The following is a 26,471-nucleotide window of genomic DNA, read 5'->3' as shown; positions in this document are numbered from 1 at the left end:
AAATAGTAAATTGAGCATCAATCACCGTTCTCTTGAAAAGAATTCATCATTTCAGCAAACTTGACTGCAGCATCTTTTGAAAAACACAGTTTTAAACTTTTTTCTGATTCATGAGCTTTCTCCGATGAATATTCGTACATCATGTCTTCGTATTCTTCAATAGCCTTTTCAATATGATAAGGATTTCGGACAATTGCAAGTGCAAGCTCCATTGCATCAAACATCGCCATGTTTACACCCTCCCCTGCAAATGGCGACATGACATGAGCGGCATCACCGATAAGCGTTACTCCTTTATGGCGGTTCCATTTAAAACCGACAGGAAGCGTATAAATCCGTCTTGGAATGATGGCATCTTCTGCATAACGAATATAATTTTTCAGCTGATCGTCCCAATCACTAAATAACTGTAATAATTGTTCTTTTGCTTCTTTCGCTTGATGAAACGGAATACCACAAGTCTCAATCCAGTTACGTTCTACCATAAGGCTTGCATACACTTTGATTCGTCCATCTCCGTTTAACTGACCAATCAGTCCTTTATGGTCTGCTAAAGCAAACATCTTACCACGTTTATTAAATGCAGCTAAATCAGGGTGGTTCACCTCTACGTTGAGGATATTCAATTCCAGCATCGTGAGTCCGGCGTATTCAATATCAATATCTGTTAACAGAGGACGCACACGAGAAAAAGCACCATCTGCCCCAATTACAAGATCAACTGTCTCGACAACTCCGTTTTCAAAATGAAGCTCCGTCATGCCGCTTTCTAATGAAACGCAACTTTCTAGTTTATATCCATATTTGATGTTTTCAGCATCAATTTGATCTAACAGCAGTTCGCACAAAACACCACGATCAATTTCTGGGCGGGTACCTTTTTGATCTGATTCCGTTTCTTCATCTAAATAAATTCTTCCTGATTTATCAAGTAAGCGGAAATCTTCTCCTTCATAGCGGGCGTTCCTTTGAAATTCCTCATAAACTCCTGCTTCTTTTAAAGCTTTTTGACCTGTTTCTTCATGAATATCCAGTGAGCCCCCTCTTTCAAGACTCTTGTCATGCATCTCTCGTTCATAGATGGTCGTTTGTATACCGTAATTTTGCAGAATTAAGGCGAGTGTTAACCCCCCAGGTCCCCCTCCAATAATAGCGATCTTCTTTTGGTCCTTAGATAATGCCGTCATCGTATGCATCTCCTCTTCTTTATGGAAATCGTTTTAAAACCCCATCACATTTATATTATAACGAACACTGTTCGCAAAGAACAGTGTTCGTTTAAAAAGTTTATTTCACGATTGTGTACTTTAATGAAAAGAAACCAATCGCCCGCCGCCATATGATACACTCCAACTAGGAATGTGAAAGGATGTCGAATCATCACAATAATTCCTGAATCAGTCGTTTCCATTATTCTAATTCTGAGTGTAAGAGGTGTTTCTATGAATAAATTATTTGCAATGTTAATATTAGGATTGAGTTTTAGTGGTGCCGCTCTCATTCTTTCTGTCCCTTTGTTATTCAAGTCCAAACCAGAACAATTAGAGCTGGTGTTTGCAGCTGGATCAGCGGGCGCTTTCGCAGTATTCGCTGTCTCATGTCTAGTTCTTCGAAAACAATTCAACCGCTAAAAAACCTAAACAGCCGCCATTAGAACAATGGAGATTTGTTTAGGTTTTGTGACTTACCTTGATATGAACTTAAAGAATGTGGTACAAGCTAACCCCGATACTGAGAGCGAATAACACGAGTGCAGGGATTGCTTTTTTGAAGGGGTCTTTGGCTAATACGATTAGAGTAAAGGCAGCTGCCAGCATCGTGCCTCCTAACAATAAGCCTGATAATATTGCTATTGTTGGCATCCATATACCGATCAGCATTCCAGCTGCGCCGAAGAGCTCAAAGGCTCCAGTTAACACATTAAAAAAAGCAGGTAAACCAAATCGTTTGAACTCTTCTGCCATTTTTCCTGATATAATTTTCGACCCTGTTACAAAAAAGAAAACAGCCAATACAATTTGTAGAATAAGTATGAAAATCGTGATCACATCTTTCTCAATTATTTGACCAAAAAGGTGTCATTCAATGGACATAGCTTTCTGGAGTCATCTTTATAAAATCTCACTTTCACATTGAATGGTGAAATTTATATGTCATAGCATATATCGTACATAAATAGAGGTGGTTCTTACTTTACAGATTTATCAAGATGGATAGTCTGAATGAAATAATTTGTTCAAAAGTAATTTTAATTGTTGAATCTCTTCATCGCTTAATTGCTTTGTCACCGTTTGATGTGCATCCATGACAACAGGAAGAATGGCTTTTTTGACCTCGTCCCCTTTTTCTGTTAAAAGCAGGTGATGCGAGCGCCGGTCTTGTTCATTATAGATTTTTTTGACAAGCCCTTTTCGTTCCATTGACTGGATCATTCTGACGACAGTCGTTTGATTTTTATCAATTCCTTCTGCCAATTCTTTTTGAGTAGTTCCCTTTTCACTGCTCAGAATACTGATAATACTCCATTGTTCAGGAGTGACCCCATAAGGCTTTAACCTGTTCGTAAAATAATTTGTCATTTTGAGATCAGTACGATGAACGAGATAACCTATTAAATCTTGTAAATCCATGTAAACACCCTCTATGAAATTTTATATGCTATAGCATTTATATTAGTGAAGCCTTTGAAAATTGTCAAATCAACTATCTGCTTGTTTAAAATCAATTCCTGACAAAATATATGGCACTGCTGATTTGATAAACTCCTCTGATGATATGTGCGAACTATTTTTTCTCCACTCAACAGAAGCCCCGTGAATTCCCCAGCTTAAAAAAACAGCTGTGACCTTCAGAATTTGCTTTTCGACATTTGTATATTGATTGATTAACAATTGATAAAAAATAATTTCAAGCTGTTCCCTAACAATAGGAGCAAGTTCCGTTTCATATTCTACTTGGCAGCGGTTATGCAGAGATTGTTGAAAATTCGTTAATGCTTTAAAAATATTGATAATCGTATCTTCATCTAGTTTACGATGATTGAAATGAATACTTTCTAAATTAATCAATAATACTTCTGATAGCGTTTTATCCAGCAAATCGTATTTATCCTCAAAATGATAATAAAACGTCGCTCGGTTGATCATGGCTTCTGCTGTGACATCTTTGATCGTAATATCCTTAAATTCCTTTTTCGATGAAAGTTTCATAAAAGACTCCATGATTAACTTACGCGTTCTTAGAACCCGAGGATCTGTCTTTGACTGCGTCATCTTATCCCCCCTCCTTTTTCAACACATCTATCAATCTGTTGGATAAACAACAAATTGAAGAAATTATTGGTGTTGGTCTCACTCGTTGTGTCTTAAGATCTAATTGTAATGCAATTGATTGATTCAAACAACTTCTAGGGAATAGCGTTTCCTTGCAAAAATTGAGGAGGTAAATGAAATTGAAAAACAATGAGATGTTTTGTGATATAGAAACAGGAGTTTGTGGTGTAGGTGAAGATGAGGATATCCAGGTCATTGATTTTCAACAGCCTAAAAAAACAATAACGTTCTATTATGTAACAGATCCGATTTGTTCGCATTGCTGGGCAATTGAACCTGTCCTGCGTCGATTTAAAGAGCAATATGGACATTATTTTCATTTCCAACCTGTGTTGGGTGGACTGCTAGAGAAATGGCATGACGGTCCAATTGATCCGGCAAACGGAATTTATAAACCTGCCGATGTTGCTGGTCACTGGAGAGAGGTTGGAGAACATTCCCGCATGCCAATTGATGGGTCTTTAATGATTGACAATCCTGTTCAATCCTCCTACCCGCCCTCTCGCGTGTTCAAAGTAATTCAAAAACATCATGATGATGCACTAGCTTATACTTTTTTACGCCGTGCAAGAGAAGCGCTATTTGCCTTCAATCAAAATATATCTGATATCACCGTGTTGATTGACATCGTCAACAACCTTGGACTTAACGGAGATGTGATTGTACATGAAGCCGAACTCCCAAGCGGCCAAGAATTATTAAATCAAGATTTTGCTCTTGTTCGAGATCTTGGTGCTAGAGGTTTCCCAACGATCATCTTCGTCAACGAAGAAAATAAAGGAGTCAAAGTGACGGGTAGCCGGACATTTGAAGTCTATCTTGAAGGATTAAAGCAAGCTCTAAGCGCAGAAGAACTTCAACCGAAAAAGCGTCCAGCTGTTTCTACCCTGCTCGAAAAAGAAAAGCTTTTATTTTCTAAAGAAATTGAAGTGATGTACGATGTTGACCAATCAGATGTAAGGCTTTTTATGGAGAAGGAACTTCAGCAACAGCAGTATCAAATGAAAGAAGTGCTTGGGGAAGTCTATTTTACAACTTCAAAATAAGGAGAATGACGATGGCACACTTATTACAGGTGGATTTTAAAATGAAGGGCCCTTTCGGTGATGAAATGGCAAAAGAGTTTTCTGATTTAGCGAAAAGTATGAAGGAGGAAGACGGATTCATATGGAAAATATGGACAGAGAATCCGGAGAAAAATGAGGCTGGCGGAATCTACTTATTCGAAACAAAAGAAGCAGCTGAAAACTACCTTGATATGCATTCTAAAAGAATTACTAGCTTTGGAATAACAGACATCAATGCTAAAATCTTTGAGATTAATGCTCAGCTTTCTCATATCACAAAAGGTCCATTAAAAACTCATTAAGGTAGACACAACAAAAAAAGAGCGGCTGATGGCTGCTCTTTTTTTTGTTGTGATTTCATCGATTCATCCACTTTACATTTTCTTTTTTCTCTTCATTGACTATGAGCTGGAATACATCAGGTCTTGAATAATGTCCTACGACATCGAAGTCAAATTGACTAGAAGAAATATCACGCAAATCAAGATCTGCCAGCAGTATCTCTTCCTGACCATAGACAGGTTCTTTTATATATTCGCCTAACGGACCGACGATGGCACTTCCCCCTCGGCACATTTCATCAGGAGAAGATGCTAATTCATCATAGCAGGCTAAATCTTTAGGATACATCTCTTTATTCACATATTGATTACAAGATAGAACGAAGCATCGGCCTTCTGCGGCAATATGGCGAATCGTAGATTGCCATAGCTCCCTGGAATCTGCCGTAGGGGCTATATAGATTTGGACGCCTTTTGCATACATCGCTGCTCTAGCTAATGGCATATAGTTTTCCCAGCAAATTAAAGCGCCTATTTTACCATACGGTGTATCGAAAACCGGCAGTGTGCTGCCATCCCCCTCTCCCCATATGAGTCGTTCGGAACCAGTCGGCTTTAGTTTGCGGTGCTTTCCAAGTAAGGCTCCATCTGGTCCGAAAAACAATACGGAACAATATAAAGTCCCGCGACTTGATTCGTCATCTCTTTCAATGACACCGATGACGAGGTAGACACCAGCTTTCCGGGCTGCTTCTCCTAATCTGTCAGTCGTTTGACTAGGAACTGGAACTGAATTTTCTAAGTAACGAAGCCAGTCCTTTCTTCCTTCTGGAGAACGGCTTCCTACTGTGGCGCCAAAAGCTAGTCCTCTAGGATAGGCAGGTATAAAAGCTTCAGGAAATACAACAATATTGGCTCCTTTTTCTCCGGCCTCAAGTGTTAACGAAATGGCTTTTTCAGTACATGCTTCTCTATCCATAATGACAGAAGCAGCTTGCACAACAGCAACTCTACATGTTGACATCTTACCCCCTCCTTATTCTCAGTGTAAAAATAAACGTTTATAATGTACAATATATCATCATCATAATAAGTATGCCTTATTGGAATAATGGGAGGGTAAAATGAACATACGGGACTTTGAAATATTTAAAACGATTGCGGATTGTGGAAGTTTTTCAAGAGCAAGTGAAAAGCTTTTTATCGCCCAGCCTTCCCTCTCTAAAACCATTCAAAAATTAGAGAAAAAACTGGGTGTCATCCTTTTCGATCGGTCAAATCGAATTTTCAAGTTAACGGATGAAGGAGAGCTTGTATATGAAAAAGCGATTGCGGTGCTTCAGCAAATGAATGAGTTGCAAATGGAGCTGGGTGATACAGAAACGTATATTCGCGGCCATCTTAAGATCGGACTGCCGCAAGTGATTGGAACCTTTTTCTTTTCGAAAGTGGCAAAAGCTTTTACTAAAAAGCATCCAGATGTGACGCTCGAAATAATTGAAGAGGGCGGCTTACATGTAGAAAAACTCGTTGAGAAAGGCGAAGTAGATGCGGCCTTTGTTGTCATACCTGCGCAAAGTCTTGAATTAGAGGAACAACTCATTTTTGAAGCGCCATTTGTAGCTTGTTTACCAAAAAATCACGCTTTAAAAGATGAGCAACAGCTCTCACTCAAACAGCTTAAAGAGGAAAACTGGATATTGTTTGATTCTTCATTTGCGTTGAGTCAAGTGATTTTAGAAAGCTGCCGTAAGGAACATTTTGTTCCCAAAATCGCTTACAGCACAACACAATGGGATTTGCTGATGACATTAGTTCGTGATGAACTAGGAGTGGCGATCCTTCCAAGTCCTTTAACGGACATGTACAGAGATGCCATTTGTGTCAAACCCATTAGCAGTCAATATATTCCCTGGAAAATTGGAATTGTCGTGAAGAAAGGTCGATATAAGACACGTGCTTTGAAGGCTTTTTTAAAAATCGTCGCGGATATATACTCTGGGGATCAGAAAATAGGAAATTCATATGTTGTAAACAAAAATTGGAATTTAAGGAATATTTAATCTGAGGTGAATTGACATTCTGAATGTATCTCATGTTGAATGGAAAAAGACTGCTTTCAGTAAGCAGTCCATTTTGCTAAGCTTTCAAATATTCAAGCTGGAGCATATTGATATGTGAAAAGAGAATCTAACTATTTATCACCTGAATGATTTTTTCCTGAGCGTCTTGTGCCTCAGGGATTGGCATGACGACAAATACATGCAGCATTTCTGGATAAACAAAGGTTTTCATGTCAATTCCTTGTTCTGTTAGCTTTTCATCAAGCTTTATTGCATCTGGATATAAAATGTCGTGTGTTCCAATAAAATGAGTGATCTTCGCAAGACCGTTAAAGTCACCGTGAATTGGACTGATTAATGGGTCAGTTATCCCTTTATCTGCTGCCCAAATTTTTGTAATGACGTCTATTCCTTCAGGGGCTAAAATGGGATCTTTAAAGGCATATTCAGATATAAGAGGATTGCTTAAACTCATATCAACACATGCAGATAATAAAATGATATCCTTTGGCTGCGGCAGACCTTCCATCTTTAAGAGATGTGCCAAGCCAAGTGAGATATTTCCGCCCGCTGAATCTCCCATAATCGTTAATTGATTGGTACTCTCAACCGTTTTCAGTATTTCTTTATATAGATTTAAGATTTTCGGATAGGTATCTTGGTAGCTGTAATGAGGTAATTTAGGATAAATAGGTGCTATCACTTTGGCGTTAAGGGACCTAGCCATTTTATCCATGTACCACCAATGGAAATTGAGAGGCTGGTTTACCCAGGCACCACCATGTATATATAAAATCACCTTTTGTTTTTGCGACTTTTGGTCATTCAATGTGAAAACCTGCATTCCTTCGAAAGTCTGCTCCTTTACCTCACTTTTTAATTTCACATCATCTCCGATTGCATAAGGCTTTATATTTTCTATTTGAGACAGAAAGTTTTTGGTTCTTTCAACACTAGCAAAACTCTCTTTATTACTTTGGGACGTGAATAATTTTTCAAATTGAATACTTTCTTCAGAACGTTCTCCATTAAAAATGTCAATACTCATTTTGTTTTCTCTCCTTTAAGCAGATATGTTTATTCGTCATCCTGATTCATCACACGAAATGATTTGAGATACACTTGTACTTCTTTCTCAGGAGTCTTTAATAAGTTAGATAGAAGGTCTTGAATGAGACGAAGACTGTTAATTTTCTTTTCAATTTCTTCATGTTTTTGATGTACAATTCTTTTTAAAGTATCAAGTTCTATGTCTTGACTCAGCATTTCCAATATTTCTTTTATTTCCTTTAGGGAATAACCCAATGATTTGGCATCTTTGATCAATTGAATTTTCACAATGTAATCTTCTGTGTATCGTCTATAACCGTTCGAATGGCGTCTTGGGACAGGTAAAATGTTGTGTTCTTCATAGTAACGAATTGCGGCAGGACTTATTCCTGTTTGTTTGGCAAGTTCTCCTCTAGTCATCAACTCCGTCGTTACTCCTTTTTCGTGATTTTGTCTTTCTATATTTACATTATAAAGGTTGAACTATACTTCAAGGTCAAGATATGTTTTCGTGAAAAAAAACACCATCACATGCAGCCGGTTAAAGGCTCTGAGATGGTGTTTTAAATCATTCAATATGTTTTTATAGGTTTTCTCCATTTGATGCGATTACATTTTTGTACCAGAAGAATGAGTTTTTTAAGGTTGCTGTAAGGTTCAGATTAATACAGGTTAAGGTTGAGGTAGTACAATGTGTTTGTAGTAGTTAATAAATCATAGAGGTGAAACGTTTTGAGAGAAAATAAAGTCTTGTCATCATTATGTTACTTCAGTATCTTTTTCGCACCATTTTTGTTCCCAATTATCGTCTATTTCTTAGGTCAGGACGAAGTGAAATATCATGCGAAAAAATCATTATGGACGCATGTCATACCTTATTTGATTTTTGGTATTGGCATCCTTGGTTCAGGTTTACTTGGTATGAAAGATATCAGCCATGCGGGGCCTTTCTTAATTGCGACATATGCAGTGACATTCCTTGTTGCCATCTACTTCTTCATTTGGAACATTGTCAAAGGCATCAAAGTGTTTTCAGAATAAATAATAGGTGAAAAAAACGGTTCTGTTGTTGATCAGAACCGTTTTTTTGTATGTTTTCATGCTGGTAGTTGGATATCAATTGTTGTTCCTTTCCCCACGCTGCTGCGGATGGTGATATCCCCGCCGTGCTTGACGATAATATCCTTTGCAATCGCCATCCCAAGACCAGAGCCTGCATGCGAAACTCCTGTATTCGTCCCTCTGTAATAGCGGTCAAACACTTTTTCCAGCTCTGCTTCTTCTATTCCTTTGCCGTTGTCTTTAATCGTGATATGGTTTTTTTCTTTTTGTTCAAGCTGTACAGTGATCGTCACATCAGGATCGTTGTGAACGAGGGCATTTAAAATAAGATTGGTAACTGCTCTTCGAATGAGGATTTTATCAATATTCAGCATAAGCTTGTCTTCATTTGTTTGAAGCTCAATCGTCTGATCCGCATATCTTGAATCGTTTAAAATATCAATTAACGTTTCCCGCAGCAGTGACACAATGTTGACCAGCTCTTTATTTAGCATGACGCCGTTATTTTTCAGCCTTGTCGTTAAATTCAGATCCTCCATGACATCTTTGATGTAAAGTGATTTATTCTCAATGATGCCTGCGTAATGTCTGATGTCTTGCTTTGAAAGAGGATACTTTGGATCTTTGATGATTTCTGCATAGCCTTGAATAGAAGCTAGCGGCGTTTTAATATCATGAGAAATATGGGTGATCCATTCTTCCCGCATTTGCTCTAATTTGTCTTTTTCTTTTTTGCTTGAAGCGAGCTGCTCTGATAAGTGATTGACATTATAAAAGACATCTTTATAAATTCCTTTAGCGGGCAGATTTGTCGTGTAATCTCCGTTTGCCAGCTGCTGGATGCCATGAATGGCACGACCGAGCGGTTTTGTGAGCTGCCGGCTGAAAAAGTAACCAATGAGTAACGCAATGATGGCATCGATTGATAATAAAATCATCGTCCCGATATTGAATTTTGTCACTAAGTCTTTCGTGTCGAACGAGAATAGGTATTTTCCAATAGAAGGGTCTTTAAATCCGATAAAGTAGCTATATTCTTTGCCCTTTACTTTTTTTCCGCCAGCAAAAATGGTCGAAAATAATTGCTTATCCTTATATTTATGTAAGTTCACGATTTCTATTGGTGTATATTTGTTCTTTAATCCTTTAGGTGCCTGCGCATGATACACGTCTTGTCCATTTTCGTCTAAAATTTGAATCCATGCATTCTGTTGTTTTAAGGCTTGCTGCCCTTCTTTGTTTACGGTCATTCCTTGATCAGAAAAAGAGACGTATTGTTCAAATGATCTTGTGAAGGTTTCGGGCGTATTTTCCTCGTTATACTGGCTGTTTGCCTGAAGTACGAGCCAAATCATAAATACGAATAAGTTGATAAAGACCGTGATTATGGTCACGATAATGACAGAGACCATATATCTGCCTGTTAATCGCCATTTCATCCTTACGCATCCTTTACAACAAATTTATAGCCAAGCCCTTTGACTGTGATGAGAAACTCTGGTGTTGACGGGGAATTCTCTATTTTTTCCCGGAGTCTTCGTATATGAACCATTACCGTATTGTCAGAACCGAAAAAGTCTTCTCCCCAAACAGTTTGATAAAGCGTTTCTTTATTGATGACACGGTTCGGGTGCTGCAGGAAATAAGTCATAAGCAAAAGCTCTTTCGGTGTGAGCTCAATGACCGCGCCATTTTTAGTCAGTTCTGCTTGCTGCTCGTTTAACTCAAACGGCCCTTTTTTGATCACGGCATCGGCTTGAGTTGCCTGCCAGTATGAGACCCGTCTCAGCTGCGCTTTCACCCTGTAGGCGACTTCCTTTGGGCTGAACGGTTTTGTAATGTAGTCATCCCCGCCGATGGCAAGTCCTACAATTTTGTCTGATTCCTCTCCCTTTGCTGATAAAAAAATAATCGGAACATGGGAGGTCTCTCTGATTTGTTTGCAAATATCATAGCCTTCACCGTCTGGCAGCATAATATCAAGTATGACAAGATCGGGTTGTTCTTGATGGAATTTTGCCAAACCATCACGGGCAGTTGAAGCTGTTATGACGCGATCAATGCCTTCTCTTGTTAATACTGTGTTGATTAATTCTAAAATTTCTTTTTCGTCATCGATGATTAATACTTTGCTTTGTAGCTTTGGCATACATTGATCACTCTCCTGAAGTCATTGTCATTATTATACCCAATGTGCGTACATAGTGATAAAATCAACTTCCTATTTGCATAAAAAAAGCCGATTTTCTCATTTCAAAAGAAAATTGGCTTTTCGTGATTCAATTCATTCTAGCGTTTGACTACAAATGTGGTCACACTTTGAGCTGGGAGATGGGCCCAAAATTGATTACCTGATATATTTAAGTCTGTACCAGGCTGAAGGTTGCTGTTGCTGCTTGTAATCCATCTTGACGCTTGCGAAGCAGTTCCATTTTGCATCACAAAGTGTTGATTGACTCCTGTATTGTTTTTGTTAATCGCGACAATGACGACCTGGTTGTTTCCTTTATAGGCAGATACGAAAACATTTGGTTCAGGACTTTTCGTTGCATCAATTCTGATGTATCCTGGGCGTACAAATTTGGAGAAATGCGCCATGTTGTAACCGCGTTTACTGATCATTCCGTCTTCCTTCATAGGACCGTAGGATCTGCGGATGTACCACCAAACATATGCCTGAAAGTCCCCTTCTACCATCGAATGGTGAATATGCTCTGAAACCCCTAATGCCTCAGGCCAGCGGTCGGCTGAATTGTTATCGCTATTCGGGTAGTAGACCTCTGTCATCCAAAGCTCTTTTCCCCCTCCTTTTTGTTTGAATAGAGGATACGGAAGCTGGCTGATTTGGGTTCCGTACAAATGGGCTCCGAGAATGTCCATATTTCCAAGCGCCTGCGGATCGTTTAAGATAGGATCTGATATATTTTTAAGGTATTGAAAGGACTCTGGCGCAATCACGCGGGCATTAATGGAGCCGGCATTTTCTCTCATGAAACGCAGGATTTCTTGAGGAGTCCACCATGTCCATTCATGTGCATAATCGGGCTCGTTTTGTACTGATATCGCATAGAGGTTGACGCCATTATTTTTCATATACGTCACAAAATCGTTCAGATGCTGAGCATATGCGGCGTATTGATTGTATCTCAGCCGCTTTGCAGTTGTACCATTACGGTTGAAGGTCTCCACCATTTGGCTTGGAGGATTCCAAGGTGAAGCGATTACTAAAGCTCCATGATCTATGGCTCTTTTGGCAGTGGCGACCTCTCTGTGCCAATTATTTCTGTTCTCATCTACATAAATTCTTAGAATGGAAAATCCTAACTGATTCTGCCTATTTCCAAAGGCAGTTTCTCTTTGAGGTGCGGTCAAATCACCAATCCAAGCCGGGTGGTTCATTCCGCCAAATCCGCGAATCACTTGTCTTTCTGCATTGATATTAATATTGGCATCTGCTGCTGAAACTTCAGTCACGAAAGGTCCGATGAACATGACAGACAGCATGGTGAAGCAGACCAATAAAGTGCAGATTGGTTTTTTGATCATTGACATCAAATTTTTCCACTCTCCTATCATTTTGTCATCCTTTGTTATTGAGTAAACCGCCAGGAATCAAATTGAAATAGGTTTGCACCCGTTCCTTTAAAGACAAAAAATACGTTGTGTACGCCAGCTGCTCCGTTTACAGTTGTTTCTACTTCTCGCCAGTTGTTCGTTCCGCCTGTGGAAGGGACATTTAGTGTTCCGACGAGTCTGCCGTCAGGGCTTCCGAGGCGTACTTCTATTTTCCCGCCTGCATTTGATGCGACATTCGCTTTAAATGTTCTTGCGCCGTTTGATCCGAAATCGACGTTACTGGCAGCCACCCAATCTCCGTTTTGAATGTTTGTGACATGCTGATTATTGACCGGTCCGCCTGGGGCTGAGGAGGCCTCTGTTAAAATGCGTCCATTCCAAGCAAATGTTTCAGCTTCTACCCGCTGATAAGGATTCAGGTTCGAAAGCTGTTTGACCCCTTCAAAATTGGCTGCAACCTCTCGAAGGGAGCCGTCAGCATTATGCACAAGCTTATTAATGTGCGGAGATCTGTAGCCTTTTCCTGCTCCATATAAGGCAGAGCTGACCGTTTGGGTATGATACACGACATACCACTCGTTTTTAAAATTGAACACAGCGTGATGGTTGTTACCGCCTCCCCCGAAAAATGCACCCGGATTTTTCAGGAAGTGCCCTTTATACGTAAAGTTACCCATAGGACTTGAGCTCGTCATATAACCGATCTCACCAGGTGGTTTATCTGCTGGGTGGGAGCCGCCAAAGTTGATGCAATAGGAATAGTAATAGGTTCCGTTATACTTATGCATCCCAGAGTCTTCAAACATAAAAGGAGCATCAATGGTCGAGGCGCTGCCCACAACACTTGTCATATCAGGCCCTAGTTTTAGCACTCTTGCTGTTTTAGGATTGGCCCATTGTCCCTGCGTAGGATTAGAACCGCCTGGAACGCCTCCACCGGCATATAAATAACCAGTGCCGTCATCATCTACAAAAACGGCTGGATCAAACAGCCATACAACACCGGACATTCCAGGTGTATTTGGTGTGACGAGCGCTTTTCCGATAGGATCTGTCCATGGACCGATTGGGGAGTCTGCTGTCAGAACGCCAATCCCTCCGCCGCTGTTCGCGAAATAAAGGAAAAATTTATCCTTCCCATTGATTTTTTTCACCGCCGCTGATGGAGCCCAGGAAGCACCTGCCCATTTAGCAATTCCTCTGCCGCCATTTGCCCCATTTGCTCCGGCTACTGGAATCGCGCCATGATCTGTCCAGTTCACCATATCTGCTGAAGAGATGACGAAAACCCTATTCAAATTGGCAAAAGAATTATCTTTAATCGTTCCGTTGCTGTGATATTCATAGTCATCACTCGACATATAAATGTACACTCTTCCGTTATAGGTGAGCGCAAACGGATCAGCGCCCAAGTGGTGGTCTATGAGCGGGTTTGCATTTCCTACACGTTTAGCAATTGTTGTGCTTGCCGCACTCGCATCATATACGGGTAAAAAGCTCAGTACCAAAGCAAAAATCAATAAACCAACGCCGCACTTCATCCTCGTCCTCATCGTTTCATTTCCTCCTGTTTTCATCTTCCTAATATTGGGGTTTAGGCCCAATTTCAAAATATGTTGATAGGTACTGATGAAGAATGAATAGAAAGAATGATTTCTAGTGCAAATCCTTGATGGAATCAAGATGAAAACCCTTACTTTTTGACTAGGAGACAACAAAAAATGCAGTCTCCCATGCTGGGGCTGCATTTTTTCATCATGATTCATTGCATGTAGCTTACATATAACGAGCGGTGACCATTTTCTTTCTTGTGTAAAATTCTACTCCGTCAGTACCATTGGCATGCAAGTCTCCGTAGAAAGAATCCTTCCAGCCGGAAAACGGGAAGAATGCCATTGGTGCGGGTACACCGATGTTTACGCCGAGCATGCCCGCTTCGATGTTTTCGCGAAATTCTCTTATGCTTGATGCACTGTCCGTATACAGGCAGGCACCGTTCGCAAATTTTGATTGATTGGACAGGTCGATTGCTTCTGCTAATGAAGAAACACGGACAATTGATAAGACTGGGGCGAAAATCTCGTCCTCCCAAATTTTCATTTGATTTGTGACATGATCAAAGATTGTCGGTCCGACGAAATACCCTTCTCCATTTGTTTGATCATCTTGCCGGCCATCACGAATGAGGCTTGCTCCTTCTTCAATCCCTGACTGGATGTATTGAAGCGTTCGTTCTTTATGTTCCTTTCGAATGACTGGACCAAGAAAGACGTCTTCATTAATCCCGTTTCCAATGACGAGCTCGTTTGATTCATCAACTAATTTTTGAATCAACTCATCCGCCACTTCTTCTTCCACTGCGACAACGGCTGCGGCCATGCAGCGCTCTCCTGCTGATCCGAAGGCAGCCCCGATGATTTGTTTGGTTGCCGCGTCTAAATCCGCATCTTTGAGGACGATAGAGTGATTCTTTGCCCCTGCAAGTGCTTGGACACGTTTGCCATGCTCTGTTCCTTTTTTATAGACATATTCTGCGACTGGCTGAGAGCCGACAAACGATATGGCTTTGACCTTTTGATGTTCAAGCAGGCCGTTGACGACATCGTGCGCTCCATTGACAATGTTGAGAACACCTTTTGGAAGACCTGCTTCTTCAAACAGCTCTGTTAACCGTGCTGCAAGAATAGGTGTTCGTTCTGAAGGTTTTAAAACAAACGTATTTCCGCAGGCAATGGCAAGCGGGAACATCCAGCATGGAACCATCATTGGAAAGTTAAATGGCGTAATGCCGCCGATGACGCCAATTGGATAACGGTACATGCCAGACTCTAGCCCGGTTGCAATATCAGGCAATTGTTTTCCCATCATTAAAGTTGGGGCGCCGGCTGCGAATTCGACGCATTCAATGCCTCGCTGTACTTCTCCTTTTGCCTCAGTTACACTTTTTCCGTTTTCAATCGTGACAAGTTCAGCCAGCTCATCCCAGTTCTCAACGAGTAACTGCTGGTATTTAAATAAAATGCGTGCACGTCTGGGAACAGCAGTATTAGACCAAGTAGTAAACGCTTCCTGTGCTGCTTGTACCGCACGTTCAACATCTGTTTTTGTTGAAAGCGGCACTTCCGCGATGATTTCGCCAGTGGCTGGGTTATACACTGCTTCTGTTTGACTTGTTTCTGCTTCAATCCATTGTCCGCCGATATAATTTTTCAACGTTTGTACATCTGTTTTGGTCATGTTCCCTCTCTCCTCTTTGTTAAAGAATGTCTTGTTAAAGGATGTGTATGTATCGTCATTGTCTCATCTAACGGGCATTCATCTGTATACACTCTTTGTCAAATCAAACGGCAGTTTTGGTTTACGTTGTGATAAACTGGTTTGTTTGTGACATATGACACTAGAATGCCAAAAATTCATGGTGTTTTTTTGGTTAACTGTTGATTAACTTTAGAAAAATCATAATATTAAAATGGCCCTCAGTCAATCCTCTTTTTGCTTCATAACAAAAACCTGATGCGCGGTGCATCAGGTAGAGACTGGTTCATTTCTGTTATTTGGTTGATGCGGCATATTGATTTGGTTCTATATAATTTGGCAGCATCTCTCCATGTGCTTCAATGAGTTCATCACATAATTTAATGGTGTCGTCAATTGATAATTCAGCGCTTGTGTGTGGATCCAGTAGAGCCGCTTGATAAATGTGTTCTTTTTTACCGCTGATTGCTGCTTCAATGGTCATCAGCTGTGAGCTGATATTCGTTCGGTTGAGTCCAGCCAATTGTTCAGGAATCTCTCCGACATAGCATGGCATGATGCCGCTTCGATCTGCCACACACGGTACTTCTACACAGGCTTTTTCAGGCAGGTTGTCAATGAGCCCGCCAGTGTTTAGAACATTTCCTCCAAATTTAAAGGGAACGTTCGTTTCGATGGCTTCAATGATACGGGAACCATATTCTTTAGAGCGGGTATGTGTGATCTGTGTGTTTCCTACAAGGTCATGCTTCATTGTATTCCAATTTTTGATTTGTTCCTCGCAGCGTCTCGGGTATTCATCGAGCGGAATGTTAAACTGACCGATTAGTTCTGGGTACCTTGATTTGATGAAATATGGATGGTATTCGGCATTGTGCTCTGAGGATTCTGTGACATAGTAGCCGAATTTATCCATCAGTTCAAAACGAACCATATCATGATGCCGCGATTGCTGTTTTTCTTTTGCTCGTCTTTTGATTTCTGGATACAAGTCTTTACCATCCCGTTTTACCTCTAATAACCATGCCATATGGTTAATGCCGGCGATTTTTTCTTCAATGCCTTCATGATCCATTTCAAGAGATTCAAATAGGTCCTTTGTACACACCTGCACACTATGACAGAGACCAACCGTTTGAACCTGAGTATAGCGCAGCATCACCCCAGTCAGTGTGGCCATTGGGTTCGTGTAATTTAACAATAAAGCATTTGGGCAAACCTCTTCCATATCCTTTGCAAAGTCAAGCATGACAGGGATTGTTCGAAGGGAGCGGAAGATGCCGCCGATCCCTACCGTATCTGCAATCGTTTGTCTTAATCCGTATTTTTTTGGTATTTCAAAATCAATGACAGTACTTGGACGGTAGCCTCCGACCTGGATGGCATTGATGACATATTTCGCATCCTGTAAGGCTTCTTTCCGGTTGTGATAGGACTGGATGGTCACATTTGCACCGTAATTTGCTTTTAAATGCCGGAGCATCGTTTCTGATTCTTTCAGCCGGTTGTGGTCGATATCATATAATGCGAATTCAAAGCCTGCAAGGGCGGGAACAAACAGACAATCTCCTAATATATTTTTAGCAAACACGGTACTCCCTGCACCGATAAATGTAATTTTAGACATAGACGATTCTCCTTTTTACATCCATATTGGGCTAGCCTTTGACAGAGCCTTGTGAAAGCCCTGCGATAAAATGTTTTTGCAAAAGTAAAAACATCGTGACCATTGGCAGCATCGCAATGAGTGCAGCTGCCCCAACGAGCTGAAGCTGATGCTGATTTTGACCAAAAAAATGGGATAAGGCGACTGTGAGTGTATGCATCTCTTTATCTTGCAGAAAGAAGATAGCAAATTGATAGTCGTTCCAAATATACACGCAGGCAATGATTAACACTGAAGCGGTAATGGGCTTCAAAAGCGGAAATACGACAGTGAAAAAAACTCTGAGTGTCCCTGCCCCATCAATACGGGCAGCTTCTTCAAGTTCCTTTGGAATTGTCGACCTGATAAAGCCTGCGTATAAGAAAATCGTCAGCGGCAAAAAAGCAGCCACATTATTTAAAATAGCAATTTGATAGGTATTCATCATCCCGATTTGAACGACCATTTTATAGAGCGGGACAAGGGCTGTAAGCGGTGGAATGACCATAATGGCAATAAATAAAACATAGACTGCTTTATTCAGCTTTGTGTTCCTTCTTGCAAGCGGATAGGCTGCAAGAGATCCAAAGAAAATGAGCAATACAGCGGAACTGAACGTAATGATCACTGTATTCAAAAAGGACTGGCCAAGCTGAGCCTCTGTCCATGTTGTGCGGAAGTTTTCAAGATGCAGTGCTTTCGGAAACAGCCATTTTGAACTAAAATCTCCTATCCCCTTTAATGATGTCGTCACCAAAATATAAAATGGAATGAGGTGTAGCAATGTGATCAATAGTGCGAGGACGGAGTACCATTTTTTCTTGCGTTTATAGGCGTTATCCATCACACCTCGGTCTCCTTTCGTTTGAAATAAATCAGCGCTGCGACACTAATGACAAGGATGATGACCGCCATGAAAACCCCTTGTGTCGCTGCATAGCCTGCATCCTGACGTTTGAAATACAGATCATACATAAAGGTCGACATGGATTGCGAGGAATCTCCAGGACCGCCGCCTGTGAGTGCCACAATGACATCAAAGAGCTTGAGCCCGCCAATGACATTCAGCACAACATTAATGGTGATCGACGGCATAAGCAGCGGCAATGTGATCCGTCTGAATTGCTGGAGGCTCGATGCGCCGTCTAATTGTGCCGCTTCATAATAATCCTTTGGAATACTTTGAAGTCCTGCTAAATAAATGATCATCGCAATCCCGACGAATTGATATGTGTTGACAAGCACAATGATCCATGTGTTTAATTGCGGGTTGCCGAGCGCATTCATTTGATCAAATCCAAAAAACGTCACCACATCATTTAAGGCCCCGCCTTGGTATGCAAACACAAAATACCAAATATAGCCCATCGCAATCGGGCTGATCATGACAGGTAAATAGATGACCGTTCTTGTGATGGCTTTCATCTTTAAGCTTTGATTTAATAAAAGAGCATATCCAAGTCCGATGATATTTTGTAAGATGGTGCTCCCAATTCCATAGAGAAGCGTGTTTTTGACAACAAGCCATGTCGCTGGATCCTGCAGCAGCCTTTGATATTGCTCAAGACCAATCCATTGATAAGTTTGTGAGAAACCGTTCCAATTCGTAAAAGAAAGCTGAATGCCGTTCAAAAAAGGATAAATGATAAAGGTACTGACGACGAGAACAGCTGGCATGTACATCCACCAAAGTGAGGTGTTCTGGCGTTTTTGTATCTTTTGTTTTGGTAAAGAGGTGAATGCGGCTGGCTGCTTTGCTTTTGTGATGTCATTCATTGGCTTCACTCCTGTTTCAGCATCCATCGGCTATTGTTTTTTCAAACGCTTATATTCCTCTTCCATTTTCTTTGATAACTGTTCTGGTGTGATGGAGCCTGCTAATAATTCTTGCCCCGTTGTTGCCATGACCGCCCACATTCCGCTTGGTAAGTATTTTCGATCGAAATACGGTTCAATCTTCACCTGTTCGTATTGATCGTAAAAGGTAGAGTAATAGTTTTTCGCTTTCACTTGTTTTAGAGCTGTTTCAGAGGATGTGCCCTCTGCTATTTTTTTTGCGTTTTCAGGTTTTGCTAAAAAATCGATGAATTGTTTTGCTTCTTTTAGATGCTTAGAGTCTTTCCAAGCAGCGACAGTAAACCGTTCGCCGCCAATCCAGCTTTGTTCATCTCCTTCATGAATGGCTGGAACAGGCATCGTGCCTACTTTGATCGATGAATTCAGCTCTGTTGCTTCAGGTCCTAAGGATCCTCCGACAAAGGTGAAGGCGATTTTGTTTTGTGCCATGAGTTCAGGCGCTTGAGATAGTTTCGCTGTTAGGACATCCTTGTTTAAAAGGTCTTGATCCTTCAAATCTTTCATAAACTGGGCAAGCGGTGTATAGAGAGACCAATCAAATGATCCGTTTTCAAGTTCTTTTCCGTATTGATGCTTTTGATCGGTGATTAATAAAGGCGTCGCCAGCTCATCAAAGACTTGGGCAATATTTGAGTTATCTCCTCCTGGTATCCAGAGCGGCACAACATCTCCTTTACTTTTTTCTTTCACCGTCAGCAAAGCAGATTTTAATTCATCAAGTGTTCTAGGGACTTCAATGCCATAATCCTTTAATAGATTGGCATTAAAGCTAAGCCCGTCTTTTGCTTGATTCAGCGGATAGGCGTACACTTTGCCATCTTGGTCCTTTAAAATCTGGTCGAGTGAAGGATCAAGCTGTTTGACCCAATCCATCTCTTTTAAATCAGCCACATACTCGCTATAGCGCAGTTTGGCCCAGCCATGTGTATCAAACAGGTCTGGCATATCATTTGCCCCCATTTTGACGCGGATCATATCTTCATAGCTGTTGCCTGGGAAATTGGCATCGATTCGAATCTGTTGATGCTCCTTTTCAAACTCACGAATGACTTCTTCAAACGCTTTTCTTTCCCCGCTGTTGCTCATCGTTGAAAATAGCGTCAAGGTGATCTTTCCATTTGCTTCAGAAGAGCCGTTATTGCCGCAGGCAGACAACATCATGGTCAAGAAAATGGCTGCAGTCAGCAGCATGATTTTTTTATTCATGTTTTCCTCCTTTTGATCACTGAAAATTCAGACGATAATCGGTAGAATTCATGCAGTTGCGGAAACAAAAGAAGTCCATTATACTGGAATTCTATTCTTTTCAAAGAGATAAGAGAGCATATCGGCAGGCTGCCTTGTGTTCAGCATGATCTGGCCATCATGCTAAGCAGCTTGCTTTCTGCTTTTTTGTCTCTTTTTTTGTTAGCTGAAATCGATGGTTCACCTCCTTTCATGGATGAGACATGTACTGCCTCGCTCGATGAGTGTTGTTGGCACGACGACTTTTAGAGGAAGTTTTCTTCCGTTTATTCTCTCAAGCAAAAGCTTCAGGCCGACTTCCCCCATTTCTTCTGTATATACTTTGACGGTTGTAAGCGGCGGGCTTGAAAATGAAGCGGCTTCAATGTCATTAAATCCAACAATGGATACATCTGAAGGTATGTGTAGACCGGCTTCATGCAGAGCGCGCATTGCCCCGATTGCCATAGAGTCACTTCCAATGAAAAAGGCTTGCGGCAGTTTTCCTTTTTTGATCGCTTGCTGCATCAGCGTATAGCCTTCTTGCATGGAGTATTCACCAATGTGGATGTCTTCCATATGAAGAGTTCCCGCCTCCTGCATTCTTTTCATAAACGTCGTTTGTCTTTCGTCCTCAATCACAGCATTACCTTCAAAATAATGCTCCCGCTCTTTCCCGCCAATATAGCCTAGATGTGTATAGCCGAGAGATTGCAGATGGCGAATGGCGCGATCTGCCGCTCTGACAAAATCCACATGTACACAATCATACAAATCTTCATCCGCATAATGATTGATAAAAACAATGTGTTCCATTCGATTTGTCATTTTTTCAACCGTATCTGGGCTGATTCGTCCAATGACGATCAAACCGTCAATATCCTTTAGTATCGCCCCTTTATCCATGCTTCTTAGGCGAAAGGTATGGAGAGTGGACAAGCCTTGTTTGGCATATTCTTTTTCAATTCCTTTTCGAATCGAGGAAAAAAAGGGATCATTTAATTCTTCGTCAATGGATTGAGCGACAACGACACCGATGACTGGGGATTCAGATGGGCTTTTTTCTTCTGCTTGATCGGCTTTTCTTGCTCTCACTGGGGTGTAGTTTAACTTCTTAGCAATGTCGAGGATGTTTTGTCTCGTTGCGTGTGAAACAGCAAGCGTTTGATCGCCATTTAACACACGGGATACAGTGGAAACGGACACTTTTGCATCATGAGCAATATCTTTGAGTGTGGTCATAGGCAAACTCCTCATCGTTATTTGACTAAATATTTACTAAAGATATTTGAAGGATAACATATTAATAAAGCGCTTTCAATTATGAATTTGTGATTTTTCTTTTGTTTTTGGGTAAGTTTTGGTGAATGAATTGTGTTTTAGTAAAATTTGCGTAAAAAAGAGGATGGTTTTCATCCTCTCTTTTACTAACGTGATTCGATTGAGGCTGTTTCTTTTGCAAATATTTGCTTCATTTTGTCCCAAGCAGTATCGAGTTCTTTATGAAGTCCAAATAAACCTGAGGTGCCGATGATGTAGATCTCATTTCCAGCCTCAGCAAGCAGCCGGAACGTGCTCTCATTACAAGAACCGTCTACTTCAATTGAAAACGAGTATCCTCCGTGTTTTTTGATATTTCTCACCTGTTTAATTTTCTGAAGCATTTCTTTAATAAAAGGCTGTCCGGCAAAGCCTGGATCGATTGTCATGATCGTCACTCTGTCTATTAAATGAATAAAGGAATCTAATGCTGTAACAGGTGTGGCGGGATTTAGAACAAAGCCAACCTCACATTTTCTTTGGTGAATATGCCGGATCATTCGAAAGGCATCTTTTTGCACGACTTCTGGGTGTAAACAAATCATCGTTGCGCCTGCATCAATACATGCATCGATTAAAAATTCCTGAGGGTGTTCGGCCATTAGATGAACATCAATCGGTAAATTTGTTATTTTCCGAAGCTGTTCAATGAAAAAGGGTGATAACGTCATATTCTTCACATAATGCCCATCCATCACATCGACATGGTACCGGTCTGCTCTCGTGTTGAGAAGATGAATTTGTTCACGGAAGTGCGTTAAATCCATGCACATCAGTGAAGGTGAAAAAACGGCTGTCATTCTCTGGCTCCTCCTTTACAGCTGAAATAAAAACTTGATCAATCCAATCAAGATTCCGATGATACCAAAGTCTGTATCTCCGAACGTTGTCCCTTCAAAGCCAAGGGTTCCTAACACAGGTAATAAACAAGCGGGTAGAAAGGAAAGAAGCAATCCATTTACAAAGGACCCAGCGACAGCACCTCTTACCCCTCCTGTTGCATTGCCATATACGCCTGCTGTAGCACCGCAAAAAAAGTGCGGGACAAGACCAGGGACAATGACAGTTAAACCAAACAAAGGTAAAAGAAAAATGGATACGATGCCTCCTGCAAAGCTGCATAAAAAACCGATAATGACCGCATTTGGGGCAAATGGAAAAACAGTTGGCGCATCAAGTGCCGGCTTTGCCCCCTTCACGAATCGATCGGCAATCCCTTTAAAAGCAGGCACGATCTCGCCAATGGCCATCCGTACCCCTGCTAAAATAATGTACACACCAGCAGCAAACGTAATCGCCTGAATAAGAATGAAGACAGCGAAGTTCGTGCCCCCGCTAATTTGTTCTATAAAAGGAATTCCTGCAAACGGTGCAATGGCAAAGAACAGCAAAGCCATCGTAATCGAAATGGCAACAGATGTATCTCTTAGAAAACCGAGTGATTTAGGCACTTGAATGGTTTCCGTTGATTTTTCTGGAGATCCAACCCATTTGCCGATCATTCCCGCAGTAAAATAACCGAAAGTACTGAAGTGTCCGAGCGCGAGATCATTGCTTCCGGTGACTTTCCTCGTAAACGGCTGAAGGATTGCGGGTGCAATGACCATAGCTGCACCTAATATCATGGAACCAGTGGAGATGAGCACCCACCCGTGCATGCCGGCTGTCGAGAGAACGACGGCGAGCATCGCCGCCATATACAACGTGTGGTGACCAGTCAAAAAGACGTATTTAAAGGGTGTAAATCTTGCAAGTAACAAATTGACCAGCATACCAAAAATCATGATAAGTGCTGTCTGTGTACCGAATTCCTTTTGAGCAATGGCGGCCATAGCATCTGTATTTGGGACAACCCCTTGAATGTGAAAGGCTGCTTCAAACATCTTTCGAAAAACCCCAAGTGAATCAGAGACGACTGTAGCGCCCGCCCCTAATATTAAGAAACCCATGGTTGTTTTCAAGGTGCCTGACACAGTGTCTGCAGCAGATTTTTTCTGCAAAAGTAAACCGGCTAGTGCAAACAAACCGATGAGAATGGCAGGTGTGCCCAATATATCATTCATGATCAGTTCTATCATGATGTGAATCCCCCTTTTTCATGACTTAAATGTGTTGACGAAGGACGTCTTTAATGGCTTTCTGGTCTAACAAATTATTTAAGCCAGCCACATTTCTTGTGCCGTCATTCAGCTGGTCAATAATATCAGCTGCTCCGATATAAAGGTCTGCTTGTTCATTTTTACTTGTACTGAGATCGGTATGATCCACTTCAGCTTTAAGACCTAATTCTTCTAATGCTTTTTTGACATTCATTTCTACAATAAAGCTGCTTCCTAACCCGTTTCCACACACAACAAGAATTTTTTTCATTTTCTTACTCCCCCTTTATACTTGTGAAAATTGATCAATTAGTTTTTGAACCGATGCTAAATCTTCTGCTTCAATCAATTGTTTCGTCCGTTTCTCTTCACTTAACAGCATGGTCAGCTGTTTGAGTGCTTTCAAGTGGCTCATGCTGTCAATGGCAGCTAACACAATGACGAGCCGCACCTGCTTTTTTCCATCCTTTGAAAACGAAATGGGCTGGTTGAATGACATAAGCGTCATGCTCAATTTGTTCACGCCTTCCTCGGGCCTTGCATGTGGGATAGCCACTTGTGGTGCAATGACAATATAAGGACCATTTTGATGAACAGACTGTATCATGGCTTCCACATAACTTGGTTTAATAGCATTTTGCTCAAGTAATGGCTGCGACGCTTTTGTAATCGCCTCTTGCCATGTGTCGGCTGTTTGGTGGAGCTTGATGGTTTGTTCTGTTAATAAATCATTTAACACTGGGTTCCACCCTTTCTGATAGGATACATATGTGGGATGAAGCAGCTCCTGAATGTCATGAAGCAGTGCTTGTTTATTTTGTACAATGGTATGCTGCTGAATGATGTTGAATAAAGCGTTTACATGCTGCTCGTCAACCTTCGTTTCTAAGCCTTTCCCGTATTGAAGTAATGTTTTTTTCTCATAGGCAGTTAAAATAGGATGAACGAGATGAACTGGTTTTCCTTTAAACGATATAGGTGTTGTTGACACAACGAAATCTGCATCAACGGCTGCTAATTCTTCATATGCACGCTTTGATAACAGTCCGCGTACTTCAATGTAGCCGATTAATTCGAGAAGCTGAGTTTTCAGCATGTTACTTGTGCCAATTCCTTCTCCGCAGACAATGTATACAGAACGCCTGACAATTGATGAAATTCCTTCTCTTCTCATCCAGCTGCCAAAATGCATGGCGAGATATGCAATTTCATGGTCACTCAACTTTGAACAGGCCGCCTTTTCTAAATGGCATGCAACTTTCTGAGTGATTTCAAACACTTCTGGCTGTGTTTTTTTTATAGAATCCGTCAGTTCGTTGATCATACCAATGTGATAGATGAGCCTGTAATAAGCTGGAATTAAATGCATTGTTAAGTTTTGCTCTAATGCTTTTGGTTCTTGAAAGGAAATACAAGCATATCGCTGAAAGTCCAATATCATTTGTCTGGCGATGGTGCGAATGAGATGTTCTTCTGGTTTTTTAATTGATGGAAGTTTTTGTTTTTTGGCACTGAGCCATAAGGTGCTAAGAAAATAGATCTCATCATCATGAACAATGAGACTGGCCTCTTTTTGAATCTGCGCCATGAAACGAATAGCCGCCAAGCATTCCTCTGTTTCCTGCAATGTTCGCTTTTCTTCGTTTGAAATGTGTACAGCATGCCCTAGCTTCATCCGCTTGAAGTAAAAAAAGAGATCCAAAGAGAGCTGATCCAGCATCTCATCTGCAAATTCAAGCTTAAGTTCTTGTTCTGACTGCTGGAGGAGCTGGTGTACCCGTTTGGATGAAATAGGTCCCTTTAACCAAAACGATGGAAACGTTTTTTCGTTTTTGATCATTGTGCGAATGAAATATATATAAGGCTTGAGTGCCAATCGAATGGCCCTTTCGTCTCCTGACATCACATAGCCGCTTGCTGATTGATAGCGGAGCGTGATCTCCTGCTTTGAGAGCGCTTCTTTTAGCTGTTTCATATCCTCGAGCAAAGTATTTCGGCTCACCTTTGTCATCTTCATAAAATCATCAATTCTTAGGCAATGCTCGCTACATGCAATGGATAAAAGCAAGATGGCCCTTCGTTCCTTTACACATGGTTCATAATCTTGACCAATAAGAATGGTGTCGGCTTTTTGAATAATGACTTCTTTTTCATGAGGATTTAAATAATAGCCAAGATGGCCTTTTCGCTGCACACCACTAAGCTGATGTGTTTCCAGCCAGCTGTTCATTCGTTTGATTTCAGCGTAAACGGTTCGAGTCGAGACATTCATTCGATTCTGTAAATCTTCTATTGATAAATAAGATGTCGTATGAAGCAGCATAGATAGCAAAGTAGTGCCCCTTTTGGTTAAGTACAGTTGGAATTCCTCCTTTCTTCCCCTTTGGTTATAAGTCTAATCAACTCACATACATCAAAGAAGCCCAAATGTCTTCAGCGCGTGCTGTGCAGCGATTGTGTGCTCCTTTCATAAGAAAAACACACCATTTGAGTGTGCTTTCAGGTTTGTATACAAAGAGTCCTTTGTTTTCTTTTACTTGTTTGAGGACGAATAAACACAAAAAGCCTTGAATGGTATAAATCCAGTCAAGGTTTTTTCACTTCTTATCATTTTTATTTTTCCCATATGTGACGCTTAAA

Annotated in this window: 26 protein-coding genes; 5 read left to right on the top strand and 21 right to left on the bottom strand. The window is 41.0% G+C overall.

Translation table 11 applies throughout. The features are described 5' to 3' along the window. Nucleotides 1-17: 17 nt before the first annotated feature. A complete protein-coding gene (locus JVX94_RS05100; protein WP_205184763.1) occupies nucleotides 18-1,187 on the bottom strand; it encodes an FAD-dependent oxidoreductase in 1,170 nt (389 codons plus the stop codon). Nucleotides 1,188-1,442: 255 nt separating this feature from the next. Between JVX94_RS05100 and JVX94_RS05095 the strand changes: the two genes are divergently transcribed. Next, a complete protein-coding gene (locus JVX94_RS05095) occupies nucleotides 1,443-1,631 on the top strand; it encodes a hypothetical protein (protein ID WP_095408640.1) in 189 nt (62 codons plus the stop codon). Between the two features lie 69 nt (nucleotides 1,632-1,700). Here JVX94_RS05095 and JVX94_RS05090 read toward each other — a convergent pair whose 3' ends face one another. The 3 genes from JVX94_RS05090 to JVX94_RS05080 form a co-directional block, all read right to left on the bottom strand. Continuing rightward, the gene (locus JVX94_RS05090) at nucleotides 1,701-2,048 is read right to left on the bottom strand and encodes a DoxX family protein (protein WP_144470665.1); all 348 of its coding nucleotides are present in this window, start codon (nucleotides 2,046-2,048) and stop codon (nucleotides 1,701-1,703) included. Nucleotides 2,049-2,204: 156 nt separating this feature from the next. Beyond that, a complete protein-coding gene (locus JVX94_RS05085) occupies nucleotides 2,205-2,630 on the bottom strand; it encodes a MarR family winged helix-turn-helix transcriptional regulator (protein ID WP_095408642.1) in 426 nt (141 codons plus the stop codon). A 69-nt stretch (nucleotides 2,631-2,699) separates the two neighbouring features. After that, nucleotides 2,700-3,272, bottom strand: a complete 573-nt coding sequence (locus tag JVX94_RS05080) for a TetR/AcrR family transcriptional regulator (protein WP_095408643.1) — start codon at nucleotides 3,270-3,272, stop codon at nucleotides 2,700-2,702. Nucleotides 3,273-3,451: 179 nt separating this feature from the next. On the opposite strand from JVX94_RS05080, the gene JVX94_RS05075 reads away from it, so the two are divergent. Both JVX94_RS05075 and JVX94_RS05070 read left to right on the top strand, forming a co-directional pair. After that, nucleotides 3,452-4,378: a DsbA family protein gene (locus JVX94_RS05075; protein WP_205184760.1), complete on the top strand. Its 927-nt coding sequence runs from the start codon at nucleotides 3,452-3,454 to the stop codon at nucleotides 4,376-4,378. 11 nt (nucleotides 4,379-4,389) lie between these two features. Further along, nucleotides 4,390-4,701, top strand: a complete 312-nt coding sequence (locus JVX94_RS05070; RefSeq protein ID WP_095408645.1) for a monooxygenase — start codon at nucleotides 4,390-4,392, stop codon at nucleotides 4,699-4,701. Nucleotides 4,702-4,756: 55 nt separating this feature from the next. Here the strand turns inward: JVX94_RS05070 and JVX94_RS05065 are convergent, their stop codons facing one another. Beyond that, the gene (locus JVX94_RS05065; RefSeq protein ID WP_144470671.1) at nucleotides 4,757-5,704 is read right to left on the bottom strand and encodes a carbon-nitrogen hydrolase family protein; all 948 of its coding nucleotides are present in this window, start codon (nucleotides 5,702-5,704) and stop codon (nucleotides 4,757-4,759) included. Nucleotides 5,705-5,804: 100 nt separating this feature from the next. On the opposite strand from JVX94_RS05065, the gene JVX94_RS05060 reads away from it, so the two are divergent. Beyond that, nucleotides 5,805-6,743: a LysR family transcriptional regulator gene (locus JVX94_RS05060; protein ID WP_205184758.1), complete on the top strand. Its 939-nt coding sequence runs from the start codon at nucleotides 5,805-5,807 to the stop codon at nucleotides 6,741-6,743. 127 nt (nucleotides 6,744-6,870) lie between these two features. Here JVX94_RS05060 and JVX94_RS05055 read toward each other — a convergent pair whose 3' ends face one another. Both JVX94_RS05055 and JVX94_RS05050 read right to left on the bottom strand, forming a co-directional pair. Next, nucleotides 6,871-7,791: an alpha/beta hydrolase fold domain-containing protein gene (locus JVX94_RS05055; RefSeq protein ID WP_095408650.1), complete on the bottom strand. Its 921-nt coding sequence runs from the start codon at nucleotides 7,789-7,791 to the stop codon at nucleotides 6,871-6,873. Nucleotides 7,792-7,820: 29 nt separating this feature from the next. Beyond that, nucleotides 7,821-8,213 carry a MerR family transcriptional regulator gene (locus JVX94_RS05050; RefSeq protein WP_095408695.1) on the bottom strand — a complete coding sequence of 131 codons (393 nt, stop codon included), beginning with the start codon at nucleotides 8,211-8,213 and terminating at the stop codon, nucleotides 7,821-7,823. A gap of 312 nt (nucleotides 8,214-8,525) precedes the next feature. Here JVX94_RS05050 and JVX94_RS05045 point away from each other — a divergent pair, with 312 nt between their 5' ends. Continuing rightward, nucleotides 8,526-8,834, top strand: a complete 309-nt coding sequence (locus tag JVX94_RS05045) for a magnetosome magnetite crystal formation protein family (RefSeq protein ID WP_025093214.1) — start codon at nucleotides 8,526-8,528, stop codon at nucleotides 8,832-8,834. A 56-nt stretch (nucleotides 8,835-8,890) separates the two neighbouring features. Here JVX94_RS05045 and JVX94_RS05040 read toward each other — a convergent pair whose 3' ends face one another. From JVX94_RS05040 to JVX94_RS04975, 14 genes are all read right to left on the bottom strand, one after another. Then, nucleotides 8,891-10,294, bottom strand: coding sequence for a sensor histidine kinase (locus JVX94_RS05040; protein WP_095408651.1), 1,404 nt, complete (start codon nucleotides 10,292-10,294; stop codon nucleotides 8,891-8,893). A gap of 2 nt (nucleotides 10,295-10,296) precedes the next feature. Then, nucleotides 10,297-11,004 (bottom strand): response regulator transcription factor, encoded by a 708-nt coding sequence (locus JVX94_RS05035; protein ID WP_203129895.1) that lies wholly within the window; start codon nucleotides 11,002-11,004, stop codon nucleotides 10,297-10,299. A 140-nt stretch (nucleotides 11,005-11,144) separates the two neighbouring features. Further along, the gene (gene xynC / locus JVX94_RS05030; RefSeq protein ID WP_205184757.1) at nucleotides 11,145-12,410 is read right to left on the bottom strand and encodes a glucuronoarabinoxylan endo-1,4-beta-xylanase XynC; all 1,266 of its coding nucleotides are present in this window, start codon (nucleotides 12,408-12,410) and stop codon (nucleotides 11,145-11,147) included. A gap of 35 nt (nucleotides 12,411-12,445) precedes the next feature. Further along, entirely contained in the window at nucleotides 12,446-13,984 is a 1,539-nt protein-coding gene (locus JVX94_RS05025; RefSeq protein WP_197197917.1) for a glycoside hydrolase family 43 protein, read from the bottom strand. A 223-nt stretch (nucleotides 13,985-14,207) separates the two neighbouring features. Then, nucleotides 14,208-15,668, bottom strand: a complete 1,461-nt coding sequence (locus tag JVX94_RS05020) for a CoA-acylating methylmalonate-semialdehyde dehydrogenase (RefSeq protein ID WP_205184755.1) — start codon at nucleotides 15,666-15,668, stop codon at nucleotides 14,208-14,210. Nucleotides 15,669-15,981: 313 nt separating this feature from the next. Further along, entirely contained in the window at nucleotides 15,982-17,313 is a 1,332-nt protein-coding gene (melA, locus tag JVX94_RS05015) for an alpha-glucosidase/alpha-galactosidase (RefSeq protein ID WP_205184753.1), read from the bottom strand. Between the two features lie 31 nt (nucleotides 17,314-17,344). Continuing rightward, nucleotides 17,345-18,175 carry a carbohydrate ABC transporter permease gene (locus tag JVX94_RS05010; protein ID WP_205184751.1) on the bottom strand — a complete coding sequence of 277 codons (831 nt, stop codon included), beginning with the start codon at nucleotides 18,173-18,175 and terminating at the stop codon, nucleotides 17,345-17,347. Further along, complete coding sequence (locus JVX94_RS05005) at nucleotides 18,175-19,107, bottom strand: carbohydrate ABC transporter permease (RefSeq protein ID WP_205184749.1); 933 nt, start codon at nucleotides 19,105-19,107, stop codon at nucleotides 18,175-18,177. Before JVX94_RS05005 ends, JVX94_RS05010 begins: the two co-directional genes overlap by 1 nt. A 30-nt stretch (nucleotides 19,108-19,137) precedes the next feature. Further along, nucleotides 19,138-20,394, bottom strand: coding sequence for an ABC transporter substrate-binding protein (locus tag JVX94_RS05000; RefSeq protein ID WP_203129899.1), 1,257 nt, complete (start codon nucleotides 20,392-20,394; stop codon nucleotides 19,138-19,140). A 219-nt stretch (nucleotides 20,395-20,613) separates the two neighbouring features. Continuing rightward, nucleotides 20,614-21,654: a LacI family DNA-binding transcriptional regulator gene (locus JVX94_RS04995; protein WP_205184747.1), complete on the bottom strand. Its 1,041-nt coding sequence runs from the start codon at nucleotides 21,652-21,654 to the stop codon at nucleotides 20,614-20,616. Nucleotides 21,655-21,839: 185 nt separating this feature from the next. Then, entirely contained in the window at nucleotides 21,840-22,532 is a 693-nt protein-coding gene (gene alsE / locus JVX94_RS04990) for a D-allulose 6-phosphate 3-epimerase (protein ID WP_205184745.1), read from the bottom strand. Between the two features lie 15 nt (nucleotides 22,533-22,547). Beyond that, nucleotides 22,548-23,810 carry a PTS ascorbate transporter subunit IIC gene (locus JVX94_RS04985; protein ID WP_203129901.1) on the bottom strand — a complete coding sequence of 421 codons (1,263 nt, stop codon included), beginning with the start codon at nucleotides 23,808-23,810 and terminating at the stop codon, nucleotides 22,548-22,550. A gap of 25 nt (nucleotides 23,811-23,835) precedes the next feature. After that, entirely contained in the window at nucleotides 23,836-24,102 is a 267-nt protein-coding gene (locus tag JVX94_RS04980) for a PTS sugar transporter subunit IIB (protein ID WP_039179043.1), read from the bottom strand. Nucleotides 24,103-24,117: 15 nt separating this feature from the next. After that, nucleotides 24,118-26,163, bottom strand: coding sequence for a BglG family transcription antiterminator (locus JVX94_RS04975; protein WP_345890806.1), 2,046 nt, complete (start codon nucleotides 26,161-26,163; stop codon nucleotides 24,118-24,120). Nucleotides 26,164-26,471 lie beyond the last annotated feature (308 nt).

Origin of the sequence: Bacillus sp. PDNC022 (genome assembly GCF_016919285.1) — a bacterium.
Taxonomy (GTDB): domain Bacteria; phylum Bacillota; class Bacilli; order Bacillales; family Bacillaceae; genus Bacillus; species Bacillus safensis.
The sequence above is the reverse complement of the archived record's forward strand: the minus strand, read 5'-3'. Positions and strand labels throughout refer to the sequence as shown.

Coding starts and splice junctions, on each gene's coding strand:
- JVX94_RS05100 (WP_205184763.1), bottom strand. CDS start 1,187: ATGACGGCATTATCTAAGGACCAAAAGAAGATCGCTATTATTGGAGGG.
- JVX94_RS05095 (WP_095408640.1), top strand. CDS start 1,443: ATGAATAAATTATTTGCAATGTTAATATTAGGATTGAGTTTTAGTGGT.
- JVX94_RS05085 (WP_095408642.1), bottom strand. CDS start 2,630: ATGGATTTACAAGATTTAATAGGTTATCTCGTTCATCGTACTGATCTC.
- JVX94_RS05080 (WP_095408643.1), bottom strand. CDS start 3,272: ATGACGCAGTCAAAGACAGATCCTCGGGTTCTAAGAACGCGTAAGTTA.
- JVX94_RS05070 (WP_095408645.1), top strand. CDS start 4,390: ATGGCACACTTATTACAGGTGGATTTTAAAATGAAGGGCCCTTTCGGT.
- JVX94_RS05065 (WP_144470671.1), bottom strand. CDS start 5,704: ATGTCAACATGTAGAGTTGCTGTTGTGCAAGCTGCTTCTGTCATTATG.
- JVX94_RS05060 (WP_205184758.1), top strand. CDS start 5,805: ATGAACATACGGGACTTTGAAATATTTAAAACGATTGCGGATTGTGGA.
- JVX94_RS05055 (WP_095408650.1), bottom strand. CDS start 7,791: ATGAGTATTGACATTTTTAATGGAGAACGTTCTGAAGAAAGTATTCAA.
- JVX94_RS05050 (WP_095408695.1), bottom strand. CDS start 8,213: ATGACTAGAGGAGAACTTGCCAAACAAACAGGAATAAGTCCTGCCGCA.
- JVX94_RS05040 (WP_095408651.1), bottom strand. CDS start 10,294: ATGAAATGGCGATTAACAGGCAGATATATGGTCTCTGTCATTATCGTG.
- JVX94_RS05035 (WP_203129895.1), bottom strand. CDS start 11,004: ATGCCAAAGCTACAAAGCAAAGTATTAATCATCGATGACGAAAAAGAA.
- JVX94_RS05025 (WP_197197917.1), bottom strand. CDS start 13,984: ATGAGGACGAGGATGAAGTGCGGCGTTGGTTTATTGATTTTTGCTTTG.
- JVX94_RS05020 (WP_205184755.1), bottom strand. CDS start 15,668: ATGACCAAAACAGATGTACAAACGTTGAAAAATTATATCGGCGGACAA.
- melA (WP_205184753.1), bottom strand. CDS start 17,313: ATGTCTAAAATTACATTTATCGGTGCAGGGAGTACCGTGTTTGCTAAA.
- JVX94_RS05010 (WP_205184751.1), bottom strand. CDS start 18,175: ATGGATAACGCCTATAAACGCAAGAAAAAATGGTACTCCGTCCTCGCA.
- JVX94_RS05005 (WP_205184749.1), bottom strand. CDS start 19,107: ATGAATGACATCACAAAAGCAAAGCAGCCAGCCGCATTCACCTCTTTA.
- JVX94_RS05000 (WP_203129899.1), bottom strand. CDS start 20,394: ATGAATAAAAAAATCATGCTGCTGACTGCAGCCATTTTCTTGACCATG.
- JVX94_RS04995 (WP_205184747.1), bottom strand. CDS start 21,654: ATGACCACACTCAAAGATATTGCTCATGATGCAAAAGTGTCCGTTTCC.
- alsE (WP_205184745.1), bottom strand. CDS start 22,532: ATGACAGCCGTTTTTTCACCTTCACTGATGTGCATGGATTTAACGCAC.
- JVX94_RS04985 (WP_203129901.1), bottom strand. CDS start 23,810: ATGATAGAACTGATCATGAATGATATATTGGGCACACCTGCCATTCTC.
- JVX94_RS04980 (WP_039179043.1), bottom strand. CDS start 24,102: ATGAAAAAAATTCTTGTTGTGTGTGGAAACGGGTTAGGAAGCAGCTTT.